The organism is Clostridium fessum (genome assembly GCF_027698965.1).
GTDB lineage: Bacteria > Bacillota > Clostridia > Lachnospirales > Lachnospiraceae > Otoolea > Otoolea fessa.
In genome coordinates this window covers 240-17,286 of sequence record NZ_JAQEQF010000003.1, presented here as the reverse complement: position 1 = coordinate 17,286, position 17,047 = coordinate 240, and the positions used below count along the sequence as shown (strand labels likewise).

General features: G+C 49.0%; 16 protein-coding genes and 1 riboswitch. Of the genes, 1 reads left to right on the top strand and 15 read right to left on the bottom strand.

Annotated elements, in window-relative coordinates; translation table 11 throughout:
* Positions 1 to 144 precede the first annotated feature (144 nt).
* Positions 145 to 1,032: an RluA family pseudouridine synthase gene (locus PG862_RS04670; protein ID WP_270706693.1), complete on the top strand. Its 888-nt coding sequence runs from the start codon at positions 145 to 147 to the stop codon at positions 1,030 to 1,032.
* Here PG862_RS04670 and PG862_RS04665 read toward each other — a convergent pair.
* From PG862_RS04665 to rpsB, 15 genes are all read right to left on the bottom strand, one after another.
* Entirely contained in the window at positions 1,029 to 2,420 is a 1,392-nt protein-coding gene (locus tag PG862_RS04665) for an RsmF rRNA methyltransferase first C-terminal domain-containing protein (RefSeq protein WP_270706692.1), read from the bottom strand. The genes PG862_RS04670 and PG862_RS04665 overlap by 4 nt on opposite strands.
* A gap of 189 nt (positions 2,421 to 2,609) precedes the next feature.
* On the bottom strand, positions 2,610 to 2,837 hold the full coding sequence (locus PG862_RS04660) for a hypothetical protein (protein ID WP_270706691.1): 228 nt from the start codon (positions 2,835 to 2,837) through the stop codon (positions 2,610 to 2,612).
* 538 nt (positions 2,838 to 3,375) lie between these two features.
* Positions 3,376 to 4,032 (bottom strand): DUF6465 family protein, encoded by a 657-nt coding sequence (locus tag PG862_RS04655; protein WP_117796331.1) that lies wholly within the window; start codon positions 4,030 to 4,032, stop codon positions 3,376 to 3,378.
* Between the two features lie 355 nt (positions 4,033 to 4,387).
* Positions 4,388 to 5,707, bottom strand: a complete 1,320-nt coding sequence (locus PG862_RS04650; RefSeq protein WP_117796330.1) for a sodium-dependent transporter — start codon at positions 5,705 to 5,707, stop codon at positions 4,388 to 4,390.
* 249 nt (positions 5,708 to 5,956) lie between these two features.
* Positions 5,957 to 7,030 (bottom strand): tryptophan--tRNA ligase, encoded by a 1,074-nt coding sequence (gene trpS, locus PG862_RS04645; RefSeq protein ID WP_117796329.1) that lies wholly within the window; start codon positions 7,028 to 7,030, stop codon positions 5,957 to 5,959.
* Positions 7,031 to 7,421: 391 nt separating this feature from the next.
* Positions 7,422 to 8,489, bottom strand: coding sequence for an ABC transporter substrate-binding protein (locus tag PG862_RS04640; protein WP_233430188.1), 1,068 nt, complete (start codon positions 8,487 to 8,489; stop codon positions 7,422 to 7,424).
* Between the two features lie 236 nt (positions 8,490 to 8,725).
* On the bottom strand, positions 8,726 to 9,466 hold the full coding sequence (locus tag PG862_RS04635; protein WP_118742722.1) for an ABC transporter permease: 741 nt from the start codon (positions 9,464 to 9,466) through the stop codon (positions 8,726 to 8,728).
* A gap of 35 nt (positions 9,467 to 9,501) precedes the next feature.
* Positions 9,502 to 10,254 carry an ABC transporter ATP-binding protein gene (locus PG862_RS04630; protein ID WP_117796328.1) on the bottom strand — a complete coding sequence of 251 codons (753 nt, stop codon included), beginning with the start codon at positions 10,252 to 10,254 and terminating at the stop codon, positions 9,502 to 9,504.
* A gap of 2 nt (positions 10,255 to 10,256) precedes the next feature.
* Positions 10,257 to 10,919, bottom strand: a complete 663-nt coding sequence (tenA, locus tag PG862_RS04625; RefSeq protein ID WP_107000374.1) for a thiaminase II — start codon at positions 10,917 to 10,919, stop codon at positions 10,257 to 10,259.
* Positions 10,916 to 11,725, bottom strand: a complete 810-nt coding sequence (gene thiD / locus PG862_RS04620; protein WP_270706690.1) for a bifunctional hydroxymethylpyrimidine kinase/phosphomethylpyrimidine kinase — start codon at positions 11,723 to 11,725, stop codon at positions 10,916 to 10,918. Before thiD ends, tenA begins: the two co-directional genes overlap by 4 nt.
* A gap of 182 nt (positions 11,726 to 11,907) precedes the next feature.
* Positions 11,908 to 12,543, bottom strand: coding sequence for a thiamine phosphate synthase (gene thiE, locus PG862_RS04615; RefSeq protein WP_270706689.1), 636 nt, complete (start codon positions 12,541 to 12,543; stop codon positions 11,908 to 11,910).
* Between the two features lie 54 nt (positions 12,544 to 12,597).
* Complete coding sequence (gene thiM, locus PG862_RS04610) at positions 12,598 to 13,419, bottom strand: hydroxyethylthiazole kinase (RefSeq protein WP_118683844.1); 822 nt, start codon at positions 13,417 to 13,419, stop codon at positions 12,598 to 12,600.
* Positions 13,412 to 13,948, bottom strand: coding sequence for an energy coupling factor transporter S component ThiW (gene thiW, locus PG862_RS04605; RefSeq protein WP_117796324.1), 537 nt, complete (start codon positions 13,946 to 13,948; stop codon positions 13,412 to 13,414). Before thiW ends, thiM begins: the two co-directional genes overlap by 8 nt.
* A gap of 393 nt (positions 13,949 to 14,341) precedes the next feature.
* Positions 14,342 to 14,448: riboswitch (TPP riboswitch) on the bottom strand.
* A gap of 457 nt (positions 14,449 to 14,905) precedes the next feature.
* Positions 14,906 to 15,838: a translation elongation factor Ts gene (gene tsf, locus PG862_RS04600; protein WP_117796323.1), complete on the bottom strand. Its 933-nt coding sequence runs from the start codon at positions 15,836 to 15,838 to the stop codon at positions 14,906 to 14,908.
* Between the two features lie 124 nt (positions 15,839 to 15,962).
* The gene (gene rpsB / locus PG862_RS04595) at positions 15,963 to 16,694 is read right to left on the bottom strand and encodes a 30S ribosomal protein S2 (protein ID WP_022359217.1); all 732 of its coding nucleotides are present in this window, start codon (positions 16,692 to 16,694) and stop codon (positions 15,963 to 15,965) included.
* Positions 16,695 to 17,047 lie beyond the last annotated feature (353 nt).

Genomic DNA, 17,047 nt, shown 5'->3' with positions numbered 1-17,047 from the left:
CTTACTTATTAGTAATGATACTAGGTTTTTGATCGCAAGTCAATAGGGTTTCGAGAATCCTTCAAAAAATACTATGAGATTGCAGCCTCCTTGCTTTTATGTTATCCTTATTGGCATCACAATGATTACAAAGAGGTTCCCTAAATGAAACGGACATTATCATACACTATTACAAATAAAAACAAAGCTGACACCATCGGCGCCTTCCTCCGCGATGCCGGATATTCCCGCCGCATCCTCATCGAGCTCAAACAGAACCCTAAGCAGATCTGCCTGAACGGAACACCGTCCTGGCTGAACACACCGCTTCAGATCGGAGACACCCTGACGCTCTTTCTCCCGGACGAACCCGTTTCTTCAGATATTCTTCCGGTCAATCTTCCGATCGATATAGTATATGAAGACGAAGATCTCATAATACTCAACAAAGCCACCGGAATGCCTGTCCACCCGTCCCAGGGACACCATGAAAATACGCTGGCAAACGCCCTCGCGTACCGGTTTGCCTCGCGCGGCGAACATTTCGTGTTCCGTGCCGTGAACCGCTTAGACCGAGACACCACCGGTCTTCTGCTGATCGCCAAACATAAAATAAGCGGCGCATTTCTCTCCGCCATGACTGCAAAAAAAGAGATACGCCGCGAATATCTCGCGATTGTTGCCGGTAAACCAGAAGGATCTGGCACCATCGATCTGCCGATCGCCCGAAAAGATGGTTCCACCATCGAACGCTGCATCGATATGGATCATGGGGAACACGCCGTCACCCATTACCGGTGTCTCGATTACCGGGACGATCTCGGCTGCTCCCTCGTCCGGCTTCGCCTGGAAACGGGACGCACCCACCAGATCCGGGTCCACATGAAAGCCATCGGGCACCCGCTTTTAGGGGATTTTCTATACAACCCGGATTACCGCTTCATCGGACGGCAGGCGCTTCACTCCTATACGGTGGCATTCCGGCATCCGATCACTGGGGAAGCAATGGAGTTTACGGCTCCGATGCCGGAGGATTTTTCCTTCTTCTATTAATACTGCTTCCGCAGTCCCTTCGGATAATGGTTTTTCAGCGTCCCGCCGCTCTTCTTGCCCCATCCGAGCGAATACCCGTCCACACTCACAAGGCACCAGCCTTTTCCGGCGTCTTCCTCAGAAAGCTGGATCGTCTCGCCACGCAGGTATGCCGCCGTCTCCGGCGCGTTGGCAGACAGGTTCACGTTCTGTTTTACCTCCGATGGATGCAGGGCAAGTGCCAGCGCGTGGGACGGCTCAAAACGGTTTTTCTTAAATTCTCCCATCTGAAGCCCCGGGCGAAGCACCCGCAGCCCCTTAAAATCGACCATCTCCTCCGGCGTCCGGTAAAGCTGATCGCCAAACATCGTCATCGTACTGTCCGCTGTCCATTTCTTCGGCTCAATAAATATCTCTTTGCAGAAATCCTCATAGACTGCCAGAAGCTTCTTGTCTTTCACCGAAGCCGGATATTTACGCTTCACGCTCTCCGGCTCGCCCGTTTTTCGAAGAAGTGCCGCATAATGGCCTTCTCCCTCGGTCCGGTGCGGCCAGATACGGACCGTTTTCTCAATTCCATCCGTCACGCCCGCGCCCCAGGCTGGAACGCCGTGCGAAAGTCCCGGATAGTCCGGCGTTTCCTCTATCGTAAACTCTGGATGTGCCTCTAAAAAACGTCCGATCGCCTGCTCGTCCTCCTCCGGTGCAAAAGTACATGTAGAGTACACCAGACGTCCGCCCGGTTTCAGCATCATCGCCGCATTTTCAAGAATCTCCTGCTGCCGCCCAGCACAGCGATGCACATTCTCCGGACTCCATTCCGTGACCGCCGTCTCATCCTTGCGGAACATTCCCTCGCCGGAACACGGCGCATCCACGATGATCCCATCAAAAAATGCCGGAAAATACTTCGTCAGCCGCCCGGAATCTTCATTTGTCACAACCGCATTCCGGATTCCCATGCGCTCGATATTCTGCGAGAGAATCTTTGCACGCGCCGGATGGATCTCATTGCTCACCAGAAGTCCTTCTCCGCCCAGTCTCGCCGCCGCCTGCGTCGATTTTCCGCCCGGTGCCGCACAGAGATCCAGAATCATTTCCCCCGGCTGCGGGTTTAAAAGCGAAGCCGCAATCATCGCGCTCGGCTCCTGAATATAGTAAACGCCCGCATCGTGGTACGGATGACGCCCCGGACGCTCCTCCGCCCCATAAGCGAATCCCTCCGCCGCCCACGCAACCGGATTCAGAGAAAATGGAGCCGTCTTAGCAAATTCAGCCGGATCCGCTTTCAGTCCGTTCACGCGCAGTCCCTGTGAGCGCTCCTTATCATAACTGGCGATAAACGCATCGTACTCCCTGCCGAGCATCTGTTTCATACGTTCAGTAAATGCTGCTGGTAAATTTATCATGGTTTTGTATTATCCTTCTTAATCAAACATATAATTCATCTTTTCTAAATAATAATACTATTACATAAACAGCAATTCCGTCAACTATTTCTGCCTCTTCTTTCCAGTATCTTTTCCGCCCCATTTTCCCACACTATCCTCATGATTCGATGGATATTTACGTTCGTTCTCCTCCCATTTTTTAGTTTCTCACTCACACGCGGATGCAATCTGTTTTCTTCCAATTTTTCCAGTATCAGCATCGCACTGCACCGGCGTGGGGAATTTTTTCTCTGGTGCCTGCTCTGCGGCGGCTTTTTCTACTCCCAACTCTCCCTGTACCGCCCCCGCCAGGCAAAATGCTGCCTGCTTCTCCTCACTGCCGCTGCCCTGCTGCCCTATACCCCGGAGCACCTCCCAGTCTGTGCTATCCTTCACACGCTTCTGGCGCTGGCGGCTGCACTGTTATTTCTTTATAATCTGTTTTATTTAAGCTTGCAGTTCTATCTTTCGTCCCCAGCTCCTGCCCGTTATTCCCAAACAAACTCCCATACTGCCTTTTTCAGCAAATTGACTCACTCTTTGGATTCTCCTGCTGCCCGTGGGCGCCTCTGCCTCCTGCTTCTCTGGATTTCTTGTGTTTTCTGTCTGGACAGCTGGATTTTATCGGGAATCATCAACAGTGCCATGGAAATTTGCCTGACCTTAACCGCTGGCGTACTGTTCTGGCTGTTTTTTCCTTCACTACGCCTGGCATCGAATCATCCGCATTCCCTGTTGTAATTCTTGCAAAGCGTTTTTTAAACATCTCCCTATCAACAAAAAAAGCCAGTTCTATATCTCTCTTAATACACCAAAGATATAAAAACTGGCTTTTTACCATTCTTAGATTTTTATACCTGCTCCCTCATTTTAAGCAGATATGGTATGTAAACTTCCCGTCATACAGAGCCGGAAACTTCACCGAACGCCCACCTTAGTACACAATCTTGTACTCGCTGGAACCTTCTCCATTTACCACATAGTAAACGGCACGCTCTTCCGGTTTAACATACAGGGTCAGAGTCTCAATCTCGTCCTCTTTATGTCCCAGAGCTGCATATGCTTTCTTTGCTTCTGCCTCCAGCTTCTCGATAGAAATCTCCGCACCTGCGTACTGTACGTATGCAACTGTCTTTACTTCCTTTTTCTCAGCTGTCTTCTTTGCTGCAGTGGTTGTCTTTGTGGTTGTCTTTGTGGTTCTCTTTGCAGTTGTTTTCTTTACGGTCACGTCTGTCTCCTTTTTCTCTGCGGCTGCTGCCATCTCTTTCTTCTCTGCGAGGGCGGTCTCCTTCTTCTGTACCGGCGCTACGGCTGTTTCTTTCTTCTCTACATGTGCCAGTGCAGTTTCCTTTTTCGGAACGGATGCTACTGCCGTCTCTTTTTTCTCCACCGCTGCAACAGCTGTTTCCTTCTTTGCCACTTCCGCTACCGCTGTCTCTTTCTTTGCGACTGCTGCCACTGCCGTTTCTTTCTTCGCCACTTCAGCTACGGCTGTCTCTTTTTTCTCCACAACAGACGGAACCTTTTTCTCTTCCGTTGAAACAGATTTCTTTGCCGCTGTCTTGGCTAATGTTTTCTTTCTCTGAACCATATATCTCATCCTCCTTCTCTGCTTTCTCCGCAACGTCTTCCGGCTTGTGATTCTGTGCTCACTCACACGGCGCAGCTTTTCTGCCTGCGGCAATGCCTCATATCCGATTCATTCCCGACAGTCGAAGTAGGGACACCGCCTAATCACATCCTTGTCATTCTGCGGTATCCCCATAATTTAATTGTCTTATATTCAAGTTTCCCCAAGTTGTCTGTCCATTCAGATTATCACACAAATGGTCTTTTTCCGCCCTTGATCCACCGTCAAGCACATCCTATCCCTATTTCCATGACCTTGTCTGAACTTTAACAAATTATACGGCAATTTCCTGTTTTTGTCAACAAAACCGCTCTTCCTACCGAATCGCCAAGTACAAATTATAAAATCCAGTTACACTGACGATTCCCACCATAATCGGCGTCAGGAATCGGATGCAGAACACCCAGAGTTTTCCCAGACGGAATTTCGTACCGTCCGCCTCGATCTCCGCAAGCAGATACTCCGGTTTCCATTTCCAGCCTACATAGTAGCACATCGTGAGTCCACCGAGCGGCATCAGAATATTATCCGTTACCAGTCCGGCGAAATCAAAGACCGACTGATTCAGGATTGTGACATCACTCAGGACGCCGAAGGACAGCGCACTCGGAATGCCAAGCAGCGTGATCGCCGTACCAATCACAAGCGCCGCATGCTTGCGTTCCCAGCCCAGCGAATCAATCGCAAAAGAGGCACAGACTTCCAGAAGTGCGATCGCACTCGTAACGGCTGCGAAAAAAACCAGCGCAAAAAACAGGATTGCAAAGAAAGTTCCCCCCGCAATATTCGCAAATACCATCGGCAGTGTGCCGAAAATCAGTCCCGGTCCCTGTCCCGGCTCCAGACCGAAGGCAAATACTGCCGGAAAGATCGCGATACCCGCGAGAACCGCAATCACGGTGTCCAGACCACCGACGATCATACAGCTTTTTGGAATATTTTCCTTTCCACTCAGATAGCTTCCGTAGGTGATCGTGATACCCATACAGAGACTCAGGGAATAAAACACCTGTCCCAGTGCCGCGCTGACAGAAGAAAGCGTGAACGCCGAAAAATCCGGCTGGAAGATAAATAACAGTCCTTTCGAAGCTCCCGGAAGCGTCACGCTTCTGAAAATGATGACAAATAACAGAACCAGAAGCATCGGCATCATCAATTTGCTCGCTTTCTCAATGCCATTGATGCCAAAATAGCAGACAGCTATAGTCGCTGCCATAAATACAATATGCCAGATCACCGGCTCGCTGCTGCCGATAAAGGCGTTAAAATCCGGCGCTGCCGCCGTCGTCACATAGCTGGCAATATACTTTAAAATCCAGCCGCCGATGACGCTGTAATAACTCAAAATAATAAACGCCGCCAGTACGCCGAATATACCGACAATCCGTGCGTGCGGATGAATGTCCGCATATGCCTGCACCGGATCATGCCGCGTCTTCCGTCCCAGGGACATTTCCGTGATCATAACCGGCAGTCCGAGAACGACGATAAAAAACAGATACGCAACCAGAAATGGAAATCCACCGTTCTTTCCCATCAGATATGGAAATTTCCACAGATTTCCCAATCCAATCGCCGCCCCAGCCGTCGCCATAATAAAGCCCAGCTTACTCGCCCATTGTTTGTTTTTACTCATGTGTAGCCCTCTTAGTATTCTTTCATTTCATATTTGATATAGCCTTGCGTTATAACGCAATATGGACTATTATATCGAATTTTAGGGACTATGTAAACCGTTTTTAAGTGGGAATCACGCAAAAAAGCCTGTCCCCCGACACCTTTCCCATGCCAAAAGACAGACTTTTCTCTATTTCTTAATTCAATTTATTTCCGGCAGCACACTCCCGGCATTCCAGAAAGCCACGCCGAATTTCCACTTTTTATCTTAGTCCTCGATCGTATCAATCAGGCTGTCATCATCAAAGTAATTGATCCGCATCGAAGCCTTCACATCGCGAAGTGTCTCAGCAGCCTTCGCCTCTGCTGCCTTGCTTCCCTCTTTCAAGATGTCAAATACATCCGGGATTCTCTTCTCCCATTCCTGGCGTCTCGCGCGAATCGGAGCCAGTTCAGCCTGCATGACGTTGTTTAAGAATTTCTTCACCTTCACATCGCCCAGACCACCTCTCTGGTAATGCGCTTTCAGCTCGTCCAGGTTCTGGTAATCCGGAAGGAACTCTGCAAAATACTCCGGACGGCAGAATGCATCCAGATAGATGAAGACCGGATTGCCCTCGACTTTACCCGGATCCTCGACACGCAGGTGATTTGGATCTGTAAACATGGACATGATCTTCTTCTTCACATCTGCTTCCGAATCAGAAAGGTAGATGCAGTTTCCAAGCGATTTGCTCATCTTTGCCTTTCCATCGATACCCGGCAGACGCAGACATGCCTTGTTGGACGGAAGCAGGATCTCCGGTTCCGTCAGAGTCTCGCCGTACACGCTGTTGAATTTGTGGACGATCTCCTTGCACTGCTCTAACATCGGCATCTGATCCTCTCCAACCGGAACGGTCGTCGCGCGGAATGCAGTGATATCCGCCGCCTGGCTAATCGGATAAGTAAAGAATCCAACCGGAATGCTTGCCTCAAAATTACGCATCTGAATCTCTGCTTTTACGGTAGGATTTCGCTGTACACGGGATACCGTAACCAGGTTCATATAGTAGAAAGTAAGCTCTGTCAGCTCCGGCACCATCGACTGGATAAAGATGGTGGATTTCTCCGGGTCAATTCCACAAGCCAGATAGTCCAGGGCAACCTGCAGAATATTTTTACGCACCTTTTCTGGGTGATCGGCATTGTCCGTCAGTGCCTGCGCATCGGCAATCATAATATAGATCTCGTCGAATTTGCCGGAATTCTGAAGTCTCACTCTCTCGCTCAGAGAGCCAACATAATGTCCGACATGTAAGCGCCCGGTAGGACGATCGCCGGTTAAAATAATTTTCTTCATCTATTTGTTTCCCCTTCCATTCTGGTGTTTTTTCTTTAATGGATTTTTGCGCGTGACTGTTAAGGTACTGAACAGTTACGAAAATATTATATATCCTGGCTGGCAGACTGTCAACATTCTGAGACTCCATCTTCCCCAGTAACGCCCTGTTGTTTACTGTACACGCATACGTGCCCAGTAACGGAATTTGCCGTGGCTTCGCATTTAAATACGGCAAATTCCTGCTGCCACCACGTTTTCTCACGGCACTTTCGGTTCCAAAAGTGCCTACCCGTGAACAGTAACTCTGTTACCATTCTTGTCTTGCATATATATGTTAAACACCAGAATTTCCAGTTCCGGAAATTTACTTGCTCTGCGCAAACAGCCAGTCTCTGACTACTTCTGGCTCTTACTCCTGCAGGTTTACCATCACATCCGAAACATCCACTTTCTTATCGATCAGCCCGCTCTCGCTCATCCAGTCGATGTTTTCCTGCCAGCACTCTTCGGTCTGGGTCAAAAACGGAACCTCATCGCTCTCCATGAGCGGCAGAAGTGTCTCACAGGACTTCTCCTCCACGCTCTGGGTCAGAGGGAAGTTTTCCTCATTCTGATTATTCATCAGGATTGCCAGGCAGCCATTCGGATCGTTCTTAAAGTCTTCAAAGCCCTTCTTCGATGCGCGTAAGAATCCTTCCAGAACTTCCGGCTCCTGCTGGATCATTTCGTTGTTGGCAAGGAATACTTCCTCATAATAATTCGGGATTCCATATCCAGCTGCCATGAAGTAGTTGACATCAAAGCCCTCTTCCTCCATCTGCGGAACCTCATGGTTAACAAGGCATCCGATCGTCGCATCCACATTGCCGGTCGTCATAGAACTCATCAGTTCAAATCCGACATCGATCAGGTTTACATCCGATGCATCCGCTCCCACATATTCCATCATGCTCTTGACAACCGCCTCGCTGAGTGCTGTTCCGCCGTAACCAACGGTTTTTCCAACCAGATTTTCCGGTCCTGTGATATTCTTATCCTTTAAAGAAAGAACGACACTTAACGGGGACTGCACGATCGCACCGATGGATTTGATCTTCGTTCCCTGATTGGCAACCGCCTGGATCACATCCTGCTGATAGTACATGCCGATCTCCGCCTTTCCAGCCGCTACCAGTGATAACGCATCGTTCGCATTGGCCGGAAAACGCACTTTCACATCCAGTCCTTCTTCCGCATAATAACCGCGCTCGATCGCCGTATAAATAAAGGTATGGATCGCATTCGGATACCAGTCAAGAACCACATTGATCTCCTTAAGATCCTGACTTTTTCCATCTTCCGAGGTCTGTTTCGCATCCGTGCCCTCTGCCTGAGCAGCTGTCTCACTCTTTTCGCTGGCCGTTCCACATCCGCCAAGTGTCATCATTCCCATCACTGCTGCCATCACTGCGGCAGCCATTTTCATTCGTTTTTTCATCTCATATCCTTTCATTTTTACAAATTTCCGTTTATATTTCCCTATCACTTACCTGTTTTCCAGTTCTTTTGGCATATGACTTGCTGGATTCACATACCAATCTCAAAGATCTGCACTTCTTCACGAGTAGCTTTTTTGTGAATACACTTTTTTCGGTCTGCAGCACACATTTCAAAAATACAGACTTTTCAATATCCGCACACATACTTCAAAATTTCATCCTATATCACAATTTCCTACTCATTCCTCCAGAAAATCATCCGCTTTTCAAGCAGCGAGACAATCCACGTTGCCGCCATCGCCACTTCCGATAGGAGCAGAATCGGTGCAAATACACCGGCTCCATCTAACTGGGTCATCATTCTCCGGCTGAAATATCCGAGTCCGCTCTGAGCGCCCAGCCATTCTCCAATCGCCGCTCCGATGATCGACAGCGGTACCGCCATCTTGATCGCTGAAAAAAAGTACGGAAGCGTCGCCGGAATCTTTAATTTCAAAAAGATCTGACGCTTATCCGCGCCAAATGTAAACAAAAGTTCTTCCATTTCCGTCTTCACCGACCGGAACCCGTCAAATACCGTGATCGTGATCGGGAAAAACGTAATCAGCACCGTTACCAGCACCTTGCTCCAGATCGTGTAGCCAAACCAGAGGACAAACAGCGGTGCCAGCGCCGTCGTCGGGATCGTCTGCGAGGCGATGATCAGCGGATACAGCGCCTTTCTTGCCGTCTCACTGGCATCCATCAGCACAGCCAGTCCCACGCCCAGCACGATCGAGATCAAAAGTCCAATCGCAACTACCGACATCGTCGCCGGCAGATGTGCCGTAAATAATGGACCCCGAAGTTCCCACAGCCGTACAACCACCTGAACCGGAGACGGGAGAATATAGGCTGCATCAATCCCCATAGCCGCTGCCTGCCATGTAAACAGAAGCACCGCCACCAGAATCAGGGCTGGAAGATTCGCATTCATCCGGCTTCCCATTTTATTTGTTTTTTTCTGTTCCATCACGCCTTCTCCTTCTTAAGCATTCCGATCAGTTCTTCCTTTAAGGACAGAATCTCCGGTCTGCGAAGCTCTTCCCGGGATCGCGGATATCCCGCCGGGACCTCGATGGAGCGCAGATGTGTGATCGGTGACTGTTCCACCACGAGAATCCGGCTGGACAGAAACACCGCTTCTTCCACATCATGCGTGATGAAAACAACCGTCTTTTTCTCCTTCTCCCACTGTTCCAGAAGCCACTCCCGCATAGACAGTCTTGTCAGATAATCCAGGGCTGAAAACGGCTCATCCAAAAGCAGAAGGTCTGAACCCGTCAGAACCGTTCTCGCAAAGGCGGCTCTCTGGCGCATACCGCCGGAAAGCTCTTTCGGCGTCTTATCTCCCCAGTCTGCAAGTCCAACCGATCGAAGCGCATCATCCGCTTTTTTCTGCATCTGTTCCTTCGAATATCCGCCCTGAATCTCCATCGGAAGCATCAGATTCTCCCGCACGGTGCGCCATGGAAACAGCAGATCCTGCTGCGGCATATATCCGCAGTAATTTTTCTTCGTTTCGATCGATTCCCCATCCACCCGGATCACACCGGAAGCCGGGGTAAGAAGCTTATTTACCAGCCGGAAGATCGTACTTTTTCCACAGCCGGAAGCGCCGATGATGGACACAAACTCCCCATCCTGGACTTCAAACGACAGATGGTCAATGATCGAAAAATCCTCTACCGCATATTGGAAACGCACATTGTCAAATGTAAGCATATTTACCGCCTCATTTCCCACGCCATATCCCAGAATGCCGCTTCATAGCGGGAGCAGGCCACAAAAATATCCACCAGATGTTTCTTTTGTTTCTCAGACAGATCCTCTGCCAGACGGTTCATCCACTCTACAAGGACTTCATTTTCCTTGTGGTAAGACTCGGAAGCGTATCCCCGGATCCACTCCCCATAAAATGGATGTTTGTCGGCATCCGGTCTGTCTGCTGCGATTTTCTTCGCAATCCATTCATAACTGAGGGCGCAGGACAATATCGCTGCTGCCGCCTCCGGCGCGCCCCCCTCATAAGCGATGCGAAGCATATAAGAAGTATAAGAAAGGTTATCCAGAGCGACCGGCGTCTGTTCCGCCTCTTCTCTGGTTATCCCCAAACGTTCCATGTAAGCACGGTGAATATCCATCTCCCCATCCAGAATCGAGTGGGTATATCCGGCAAACAGGCGCATAAATGCGAGATCCGTTGATTTTGCCGCCCCGATGGAAAACACCTTTGTGTAATCAATCAGATACAGATAATCCTGTATCATATAATATTTGAATTTATCATGATCCAGACTGCCGTCCGCAATGCCTTTTACGAACGGTTTTTCATTGTAACCAGCCCAGATCTCCTTTGTGGCTTCCAAAAGCCTCTCTGTCATTGTCATACGCGTTCCTCCGCAAATCCTTTTCCCCGGAAATCAAATCCATGATCCATCGGACCGGATCCTTTGCCGAGATCCAGCATCGCTCCCAGTGCGCCGGAAATATATGCCTTGGCACGTTCCACCGCGGTGTCAAGATCATAGCCCTTCGCCAGATTGGATGCAATCGCGCTGGACAGGGTACAGCCCGTCCCATGGGTGTTGGAATTGTGGATGCGTTTTCCGTTAAACCAACGGTATCCGCCGTCCCGGTATAAAAGATCGTTGGCATCATTTAACTGATGTCCACCCTTGCAGAGAACCGCACAATGGTACGTTTCACTGATACATTTTGCTGCCGTAATCATATCGTCGGCAGACTTAATTTCCATTCCCGATAAGACCTCCGCCTCCGGAATGTTCGGTGTCAGAACCGCCGCTAATGGAAAAAGCGATTCTTTCAAGGTATCGATGGCGTCGTCGCTGATTAACTTTGCTCCGCTCGTCGCCACCATAACCGGGTCCACAACAATGTTTTCTGCCTGGTACTCACAAAGCTTCTTCGCAATCGACTTGATCAGTCCGGTTGATGAAACCATGCCAATCTTTACCGCATCCGGACGAATATCCGTAAATACGCTGTCAATCTGCTGTTCCAGAAATTCCGGGGTTACCTCAAAAATCCCCTGGACGCCGGTTGTGTTCTGGGCCGTCAGCGCCGTGATCGCACTCATTCCATATACTCCATTGGCGATCATCGTCTTTAAATCGGCCTGGATACCGGCGCCTCCGCTGCAATCACTTCCAGCGATTGTTAATGCTGTCTTCATAATTAACTCCTTTCAGGCATCAATAACTTTTATAAGGCGACACAAGGTGGTGCCCCCAATGTGCCGCCATAAAAAACTTTTTGCAAAGTTTCTTACCATTTTTTTATGAAGCTTTTTTCACAAGCTTTTTCTTATAAACTTTTTCATGCCATTTTTTTGACAAAATGACAACGTTTTCATCTTTACAGAACCTTTTTTACAGCTTCCTTCAGTTCCTCTGCTGCCTTTTCAATATCATCGACCGCAAACAAGGCGCTGACCACTGCAATGCCGTCCACACCTGTTCCTTTTAACAGTTCCAGATGTTCTTTATTCAGTCCGCCGATCGCAACAACCGGAATATCGACTGCCTGACAGATCTTGGAAAGCATCCCCGGCGTCACGGCATCGGCGTCCTTTTTGGTTCCCGTCGGATAGATGGCTCCGACTCCCAAATAATTCGCCCCATGCTTTTTCGCAAGAAGCGCCTGTTCTACATTTTTGCAGGAAACGCCGATGATCTTATCTGGTCCCAGCTTTTCCCGGACCTTTCCCGCTTCCATATCGCTCTGTCCCACATGGACGCCGTCCGCATCCACCGCCAGGGCAATCTCCACGTTGTCATTGATCACAAACGGAACCTGATACTTTCTGCAAAGCATTTTAAGCTTCTTTGCCTCCTCCAGAAACTCCGCCTCGTCAAGCTCCTTTTCTCTCAGCTGGACAAACGTCGCCCCGCCCTTCAAAGCTTTCTCAACCTGACTCTCCAGAGTTTCCCCCTTCAGCCATGCGCGGTCTGTCACCGCGTAAAGCAGCATATCTTCCGGTCTGCAGTTCATCTGCATTTCCTCCTTTTCTCAGCTGTTCTTATAAAAACGGACACTAAAGCTCTATTATCTTACTTCAAATTTTGCTCCAGCCTCCAGCGCTTCTCCGTTCATGCGATAAATAGCATCAATGATATAATTCCGATAAGTCGCATTGCCGTCCAGTTCACTTAAACGGGCGTATGCCGTCTCCCCGGCCAGTCCCATCGCGCAGACTGCCGCAGCAGCTGCCTCAAGCGGCTGTTCCTGGTTGGCTGTCACAAAGGCCGCCGTCAGAGCCGAGAGCTGACAGCCGGTTCCCGTGATGGAAGACATCTCCGGACGACCGTTGTAAATGCAGTATGCATTCTCCGCATCCGCCACAATGTCGATCGCACCGGTGATCGCAACGACCGCGTTCATCTTTCCGGCAAATGCCTTCGCAAAAGCTGCCGCCTCGTCCAGGTTTTCCTTCGTCACCCGGTCTGCCAGATCAGCATCCACGCCCTTCGTCGTTCCATTTCCAAGTGCCAGTGTCTTAATCTCCGAAATATTCCCGCGGATCACGGTAAACCTGACTTCCTTTAAAAGCTGATTGGCGGTCTCTGTTCTGAGTTTCGACGCACCGGCGCCTACCGGGTCTAAAACTACCGGATGACCCAGCTCATTTGCCCGCTTTCCGGCAAGCAGCATGGATTCGATGGTCCGGCTGTTTAATGTGCCGATATTGATATTCAGTCCGCCGCAGATGGTCTGGATATCCGAAACTTCGTCCTTATCATCCGCCATGATCGGGGACGCGCCGCATGCGAGTACCACGTTGGCACAGTCATTGACAGTCACGTAGTTCGTAATGTTGTGGATTAACGGACATTTTTCTCTTACATTATCAAATATTTCTTTAAACATGTGCTGGCTTCTCCTCTCTCAGTGCTTCCTGCATTCCTGCTAAAATATTGGCTTTCTTTAAACTTAAAATCAGAACCGCGCTTATGATCGCTCCTCCCGCGGTCGAGATCAAAAACGGAACCACATAGGCATAGACAGCCAGTCCCGCCGCGCTCTTTCCCATCAGGAAAACCGCCACCGGATATGCCGCAAATCCGCCCAGAATGGACGTTCCAAGCACCTCACCGATCAAAGTTGCGAACACACTCTGCGTTTTCTTGTAAACCAGTCCGCAGATCAGGGCGCCAAACATACTGCCCGGAAATGCCATCAGGCTTCCAAGTCCTAACAGATTTCGGATCAGCGCCGCTGCAAAGGCCGCTCCCAGTCCATAGCCCGGTCCCAGAAGAACGGCACACAGGATATTTACCATATGCTGTACCGGGGAACACTTGCTTCCGAACACCGGAACGGAAAATAAACTTCCTACGACGGCAACGGCACAGAATACAGCCGCAATCGCCAGTTTTTTCGTGTTTGTCTTATTCATTTTTCTTCTCCTTCTTTGAAAATTTGCAACTGTTCTGTTTCTTTGATATTCTTGAACAGTTACGAATAATTTACGTTTTCTGCATGAAATTCGGTCGATACTCTCTGGTATCCTCTCACGCCGGAACACGGCTTCCCATCGCTGCCTACAAAGCCCAGGGCGCTCCCCCTCAGCTCGCCGCACACATGCGGAATACGTTCCCCCTTTCAAAGAATTTAATTTTAAAAGAATGTGCCCTGGCACATTCCCGCGCCGAGCGCGGTCGCTTGCGACATGATTCCCTTCCGCCGCAGTGCGATCCCGCCCGGTAGGGCTTTTTATATAACAGGAAATTTCAACGGATTTTCCTGTTATATGAAAAAACAGGAGATACCCCTGCGGATATCTCCTGTAAAAATTCATCTCATGACTTCCTACGACGGCATTATCCGCATCAGGTTAAAGGGTCGAAGTTCGATTACTTCCTCTCAGCCCGCCAACGAGCTCCCCTGTTTTTATCAAATTTGCAATGTTTCCCTGCTGAACCATCGCCAGACTTATTATAACGCATCTGGCGGAATTTTCAAGTGTGACTTTCTGGTACACTTTTATCCCCTATCCTTTCACGATCAAGGTCAGCGTAAGCGCCCGCCAGATTCCGGTGAGTCCCATAATGCCACCCAAAAGAATCGCTAATGGGATCCTGAGACCGGTAAATGTAATGCTGAGCAGACTGCAAAGGCGCGTCTGCAATCAGCTGAGGCGTTCCATTCGTGTTATTACACAAATCCCCCAAAACCTCTACACAACTCACTACACACTTTTTTACACAATTCGCATAAGAAGATATAATAAATTGCAACAAGTTATATAAAAAAGTATCAAAAAACAGTACATAAAAAAGTGCTGAAACCCTACATAAATACTGGGGTTCAGCACTTTCTAATAAGTTATATGAAGTTACAACAAGTAGTTCGCTTACTGTGCCATCTGCTTTGCAACTTCCTCTGCAAAGTTCTCTTCCTTCTTTTCGATACCTTCACCAGTCTCAAAACGAACGAACTTCTTAACAGTGATCTTCGCACCATTCTCTTTAGCAACCTGAGCTACATACTGAGCTACGCTCTGCTTGCCATCCTCAGCCTTAACATATACCTGATCCAGAAGGCAGATCTCTTTGAGCTCTTTCTTGATACGACCCATAACCATGCCGCTGATGATCTTGTCGTTTGCGTCCGGCTTCTCGTTCTTAGCTGCTACAGTCAGGATCTCTTTCTCTTTTGCGATGTAATCTGCATCTACTTCGCTGTCGTTGGTGTACAGCGGTTTCAGAGCTGCAGCCTGCATAGCTACGTTCTTAGCCATCTCTTTGATTGCATCGTTTACAACGTCAGTCTCAACGTCTACCAGAACGCCGATCTTGCCGCCTGCATGGATGTAGGAAGCAACGAAACCGTTCTCCTCAGCTAACTGAGCAAAACGACGGATCTTCATGTTCTCGCCGATGATGGAGATCTGGGAAGACAGAGCCTCTGCAACTGTCAGGGACGGATCCTTTGCCCATTTTTCAGCCAAGAATGCGTCAATATCTGCTGCGCTTGTGTTCAGCGCCTGCTCAGCAACATCAGATACATAGTTCTGGAACTTCTCGTTCTTAGCTACGAAGTCTGTCTCTGCGTTTACTTCTACTACAACTGCCTTCTTTTCATCAGCGGTAACCTTAGTCATAACGATACCCTCTGCTGCAATACGGCCAGCTTTCTTAGTAGCGCCTGCAAGTCCTTTTTCTCTCAGGAACTCAACAGCTTTGTCCATGTCGCCATCTGTAGCTGCAAGAGCTTTCTTACAGTCCATCATACCAGCGCCTGTCATTTCACGTAACTCTTTTACCATTGCGGCTGTAACTGCCATCTTAAATCCCTCCGTGTATATAAATTCAGGTACACGTTCGTATACCCGCGCGGAGCACGCTTTTATGCGGAAAACCGCGGCGTGCTCCTGGTCTTTTGGTTTCAGTTTTTAATTTTGGGGTTAATTAAGCCTCTGTAGCCTCTGCTTCGCCCTCTGCTGCAGCTGCCTCAGCCTCGCCCTGCTTAGCTTCGATAACAGCGTCTGCCATTCTGGAAACGATCAGTTTTACGGCACGGATAGCATCATCGTTACCCGGGATTACATAATCCAGCTCTTCCGGATCACAGTTGGTATCGATGATACCGATCAGCGGAATACCCAGAGTATGAGCCTCCTGTACGCAGATTCTTTCCTTCTTCGGATCTACTACGAAGATAGCATCCGGGATCTTCTTCATATCTTTGATACCGCCCAGGTTCTTCTCCAGCTTCTCCCACTCTTTTTTCAGCTCGATAACTTCTTTCTTCGGCAGAACGTCGAAAGTTCCGTCCTCAGACATAGCCTCGATCTGTTTTAATCTAGCGATACGGCTCTGGATGGTCTTGAAGTTTGTCAGCATACCGCCTAACCATCTCTCGTTTACATAGAACATACCACATCTCTCAGCCTCGGTCTTGATAGCGTCCTGAGCCTGCTTCTTTGTACCAACGAACAGGATTGTGCCGCCGTCTGCTGCGATATCGGATACTGCCTTGTAAGCCTCATCTACTTTACCTACAGATTTCTGAAGGTCGATGATGTGGATACCATTTCTCTCGGTGTAGATGTACGGAGCCATTTTCGGGTTCCATCTTCTGGTCTGGTGTCCAAAATGTACACCTGCTTCGAGTAACTGCTTCATTGAAATAACGCTCATGTTTCTTTCCTCCAATTTTGGTTTTTCTTCCGCCGTCTTCTCATGCTTTCCGCGGGGACTCATAATGAGCACCGTCCTGCGCAAATCCGACCGGCGTGAATTTTCAGCCTTTATACTATATCACAGGCAAGGTATACATGCAAGTGGAAATTAAAAAAATCACGCATTTTCCTTCATTTTTCTTCGTTTCTTGAATTTCTTCCAGCAAGCATATACGGAATGATAATACAAAACCTTCAGTAAAAACTTTTAGCAATTCTATGTAAATTAAAAGCGGGCTCCGAAAACCTCGGAACCCGCATAAATCCTAGAAATAAAAAAGAGCGCGAGACGGGACTCGAACCCGCGGCCTC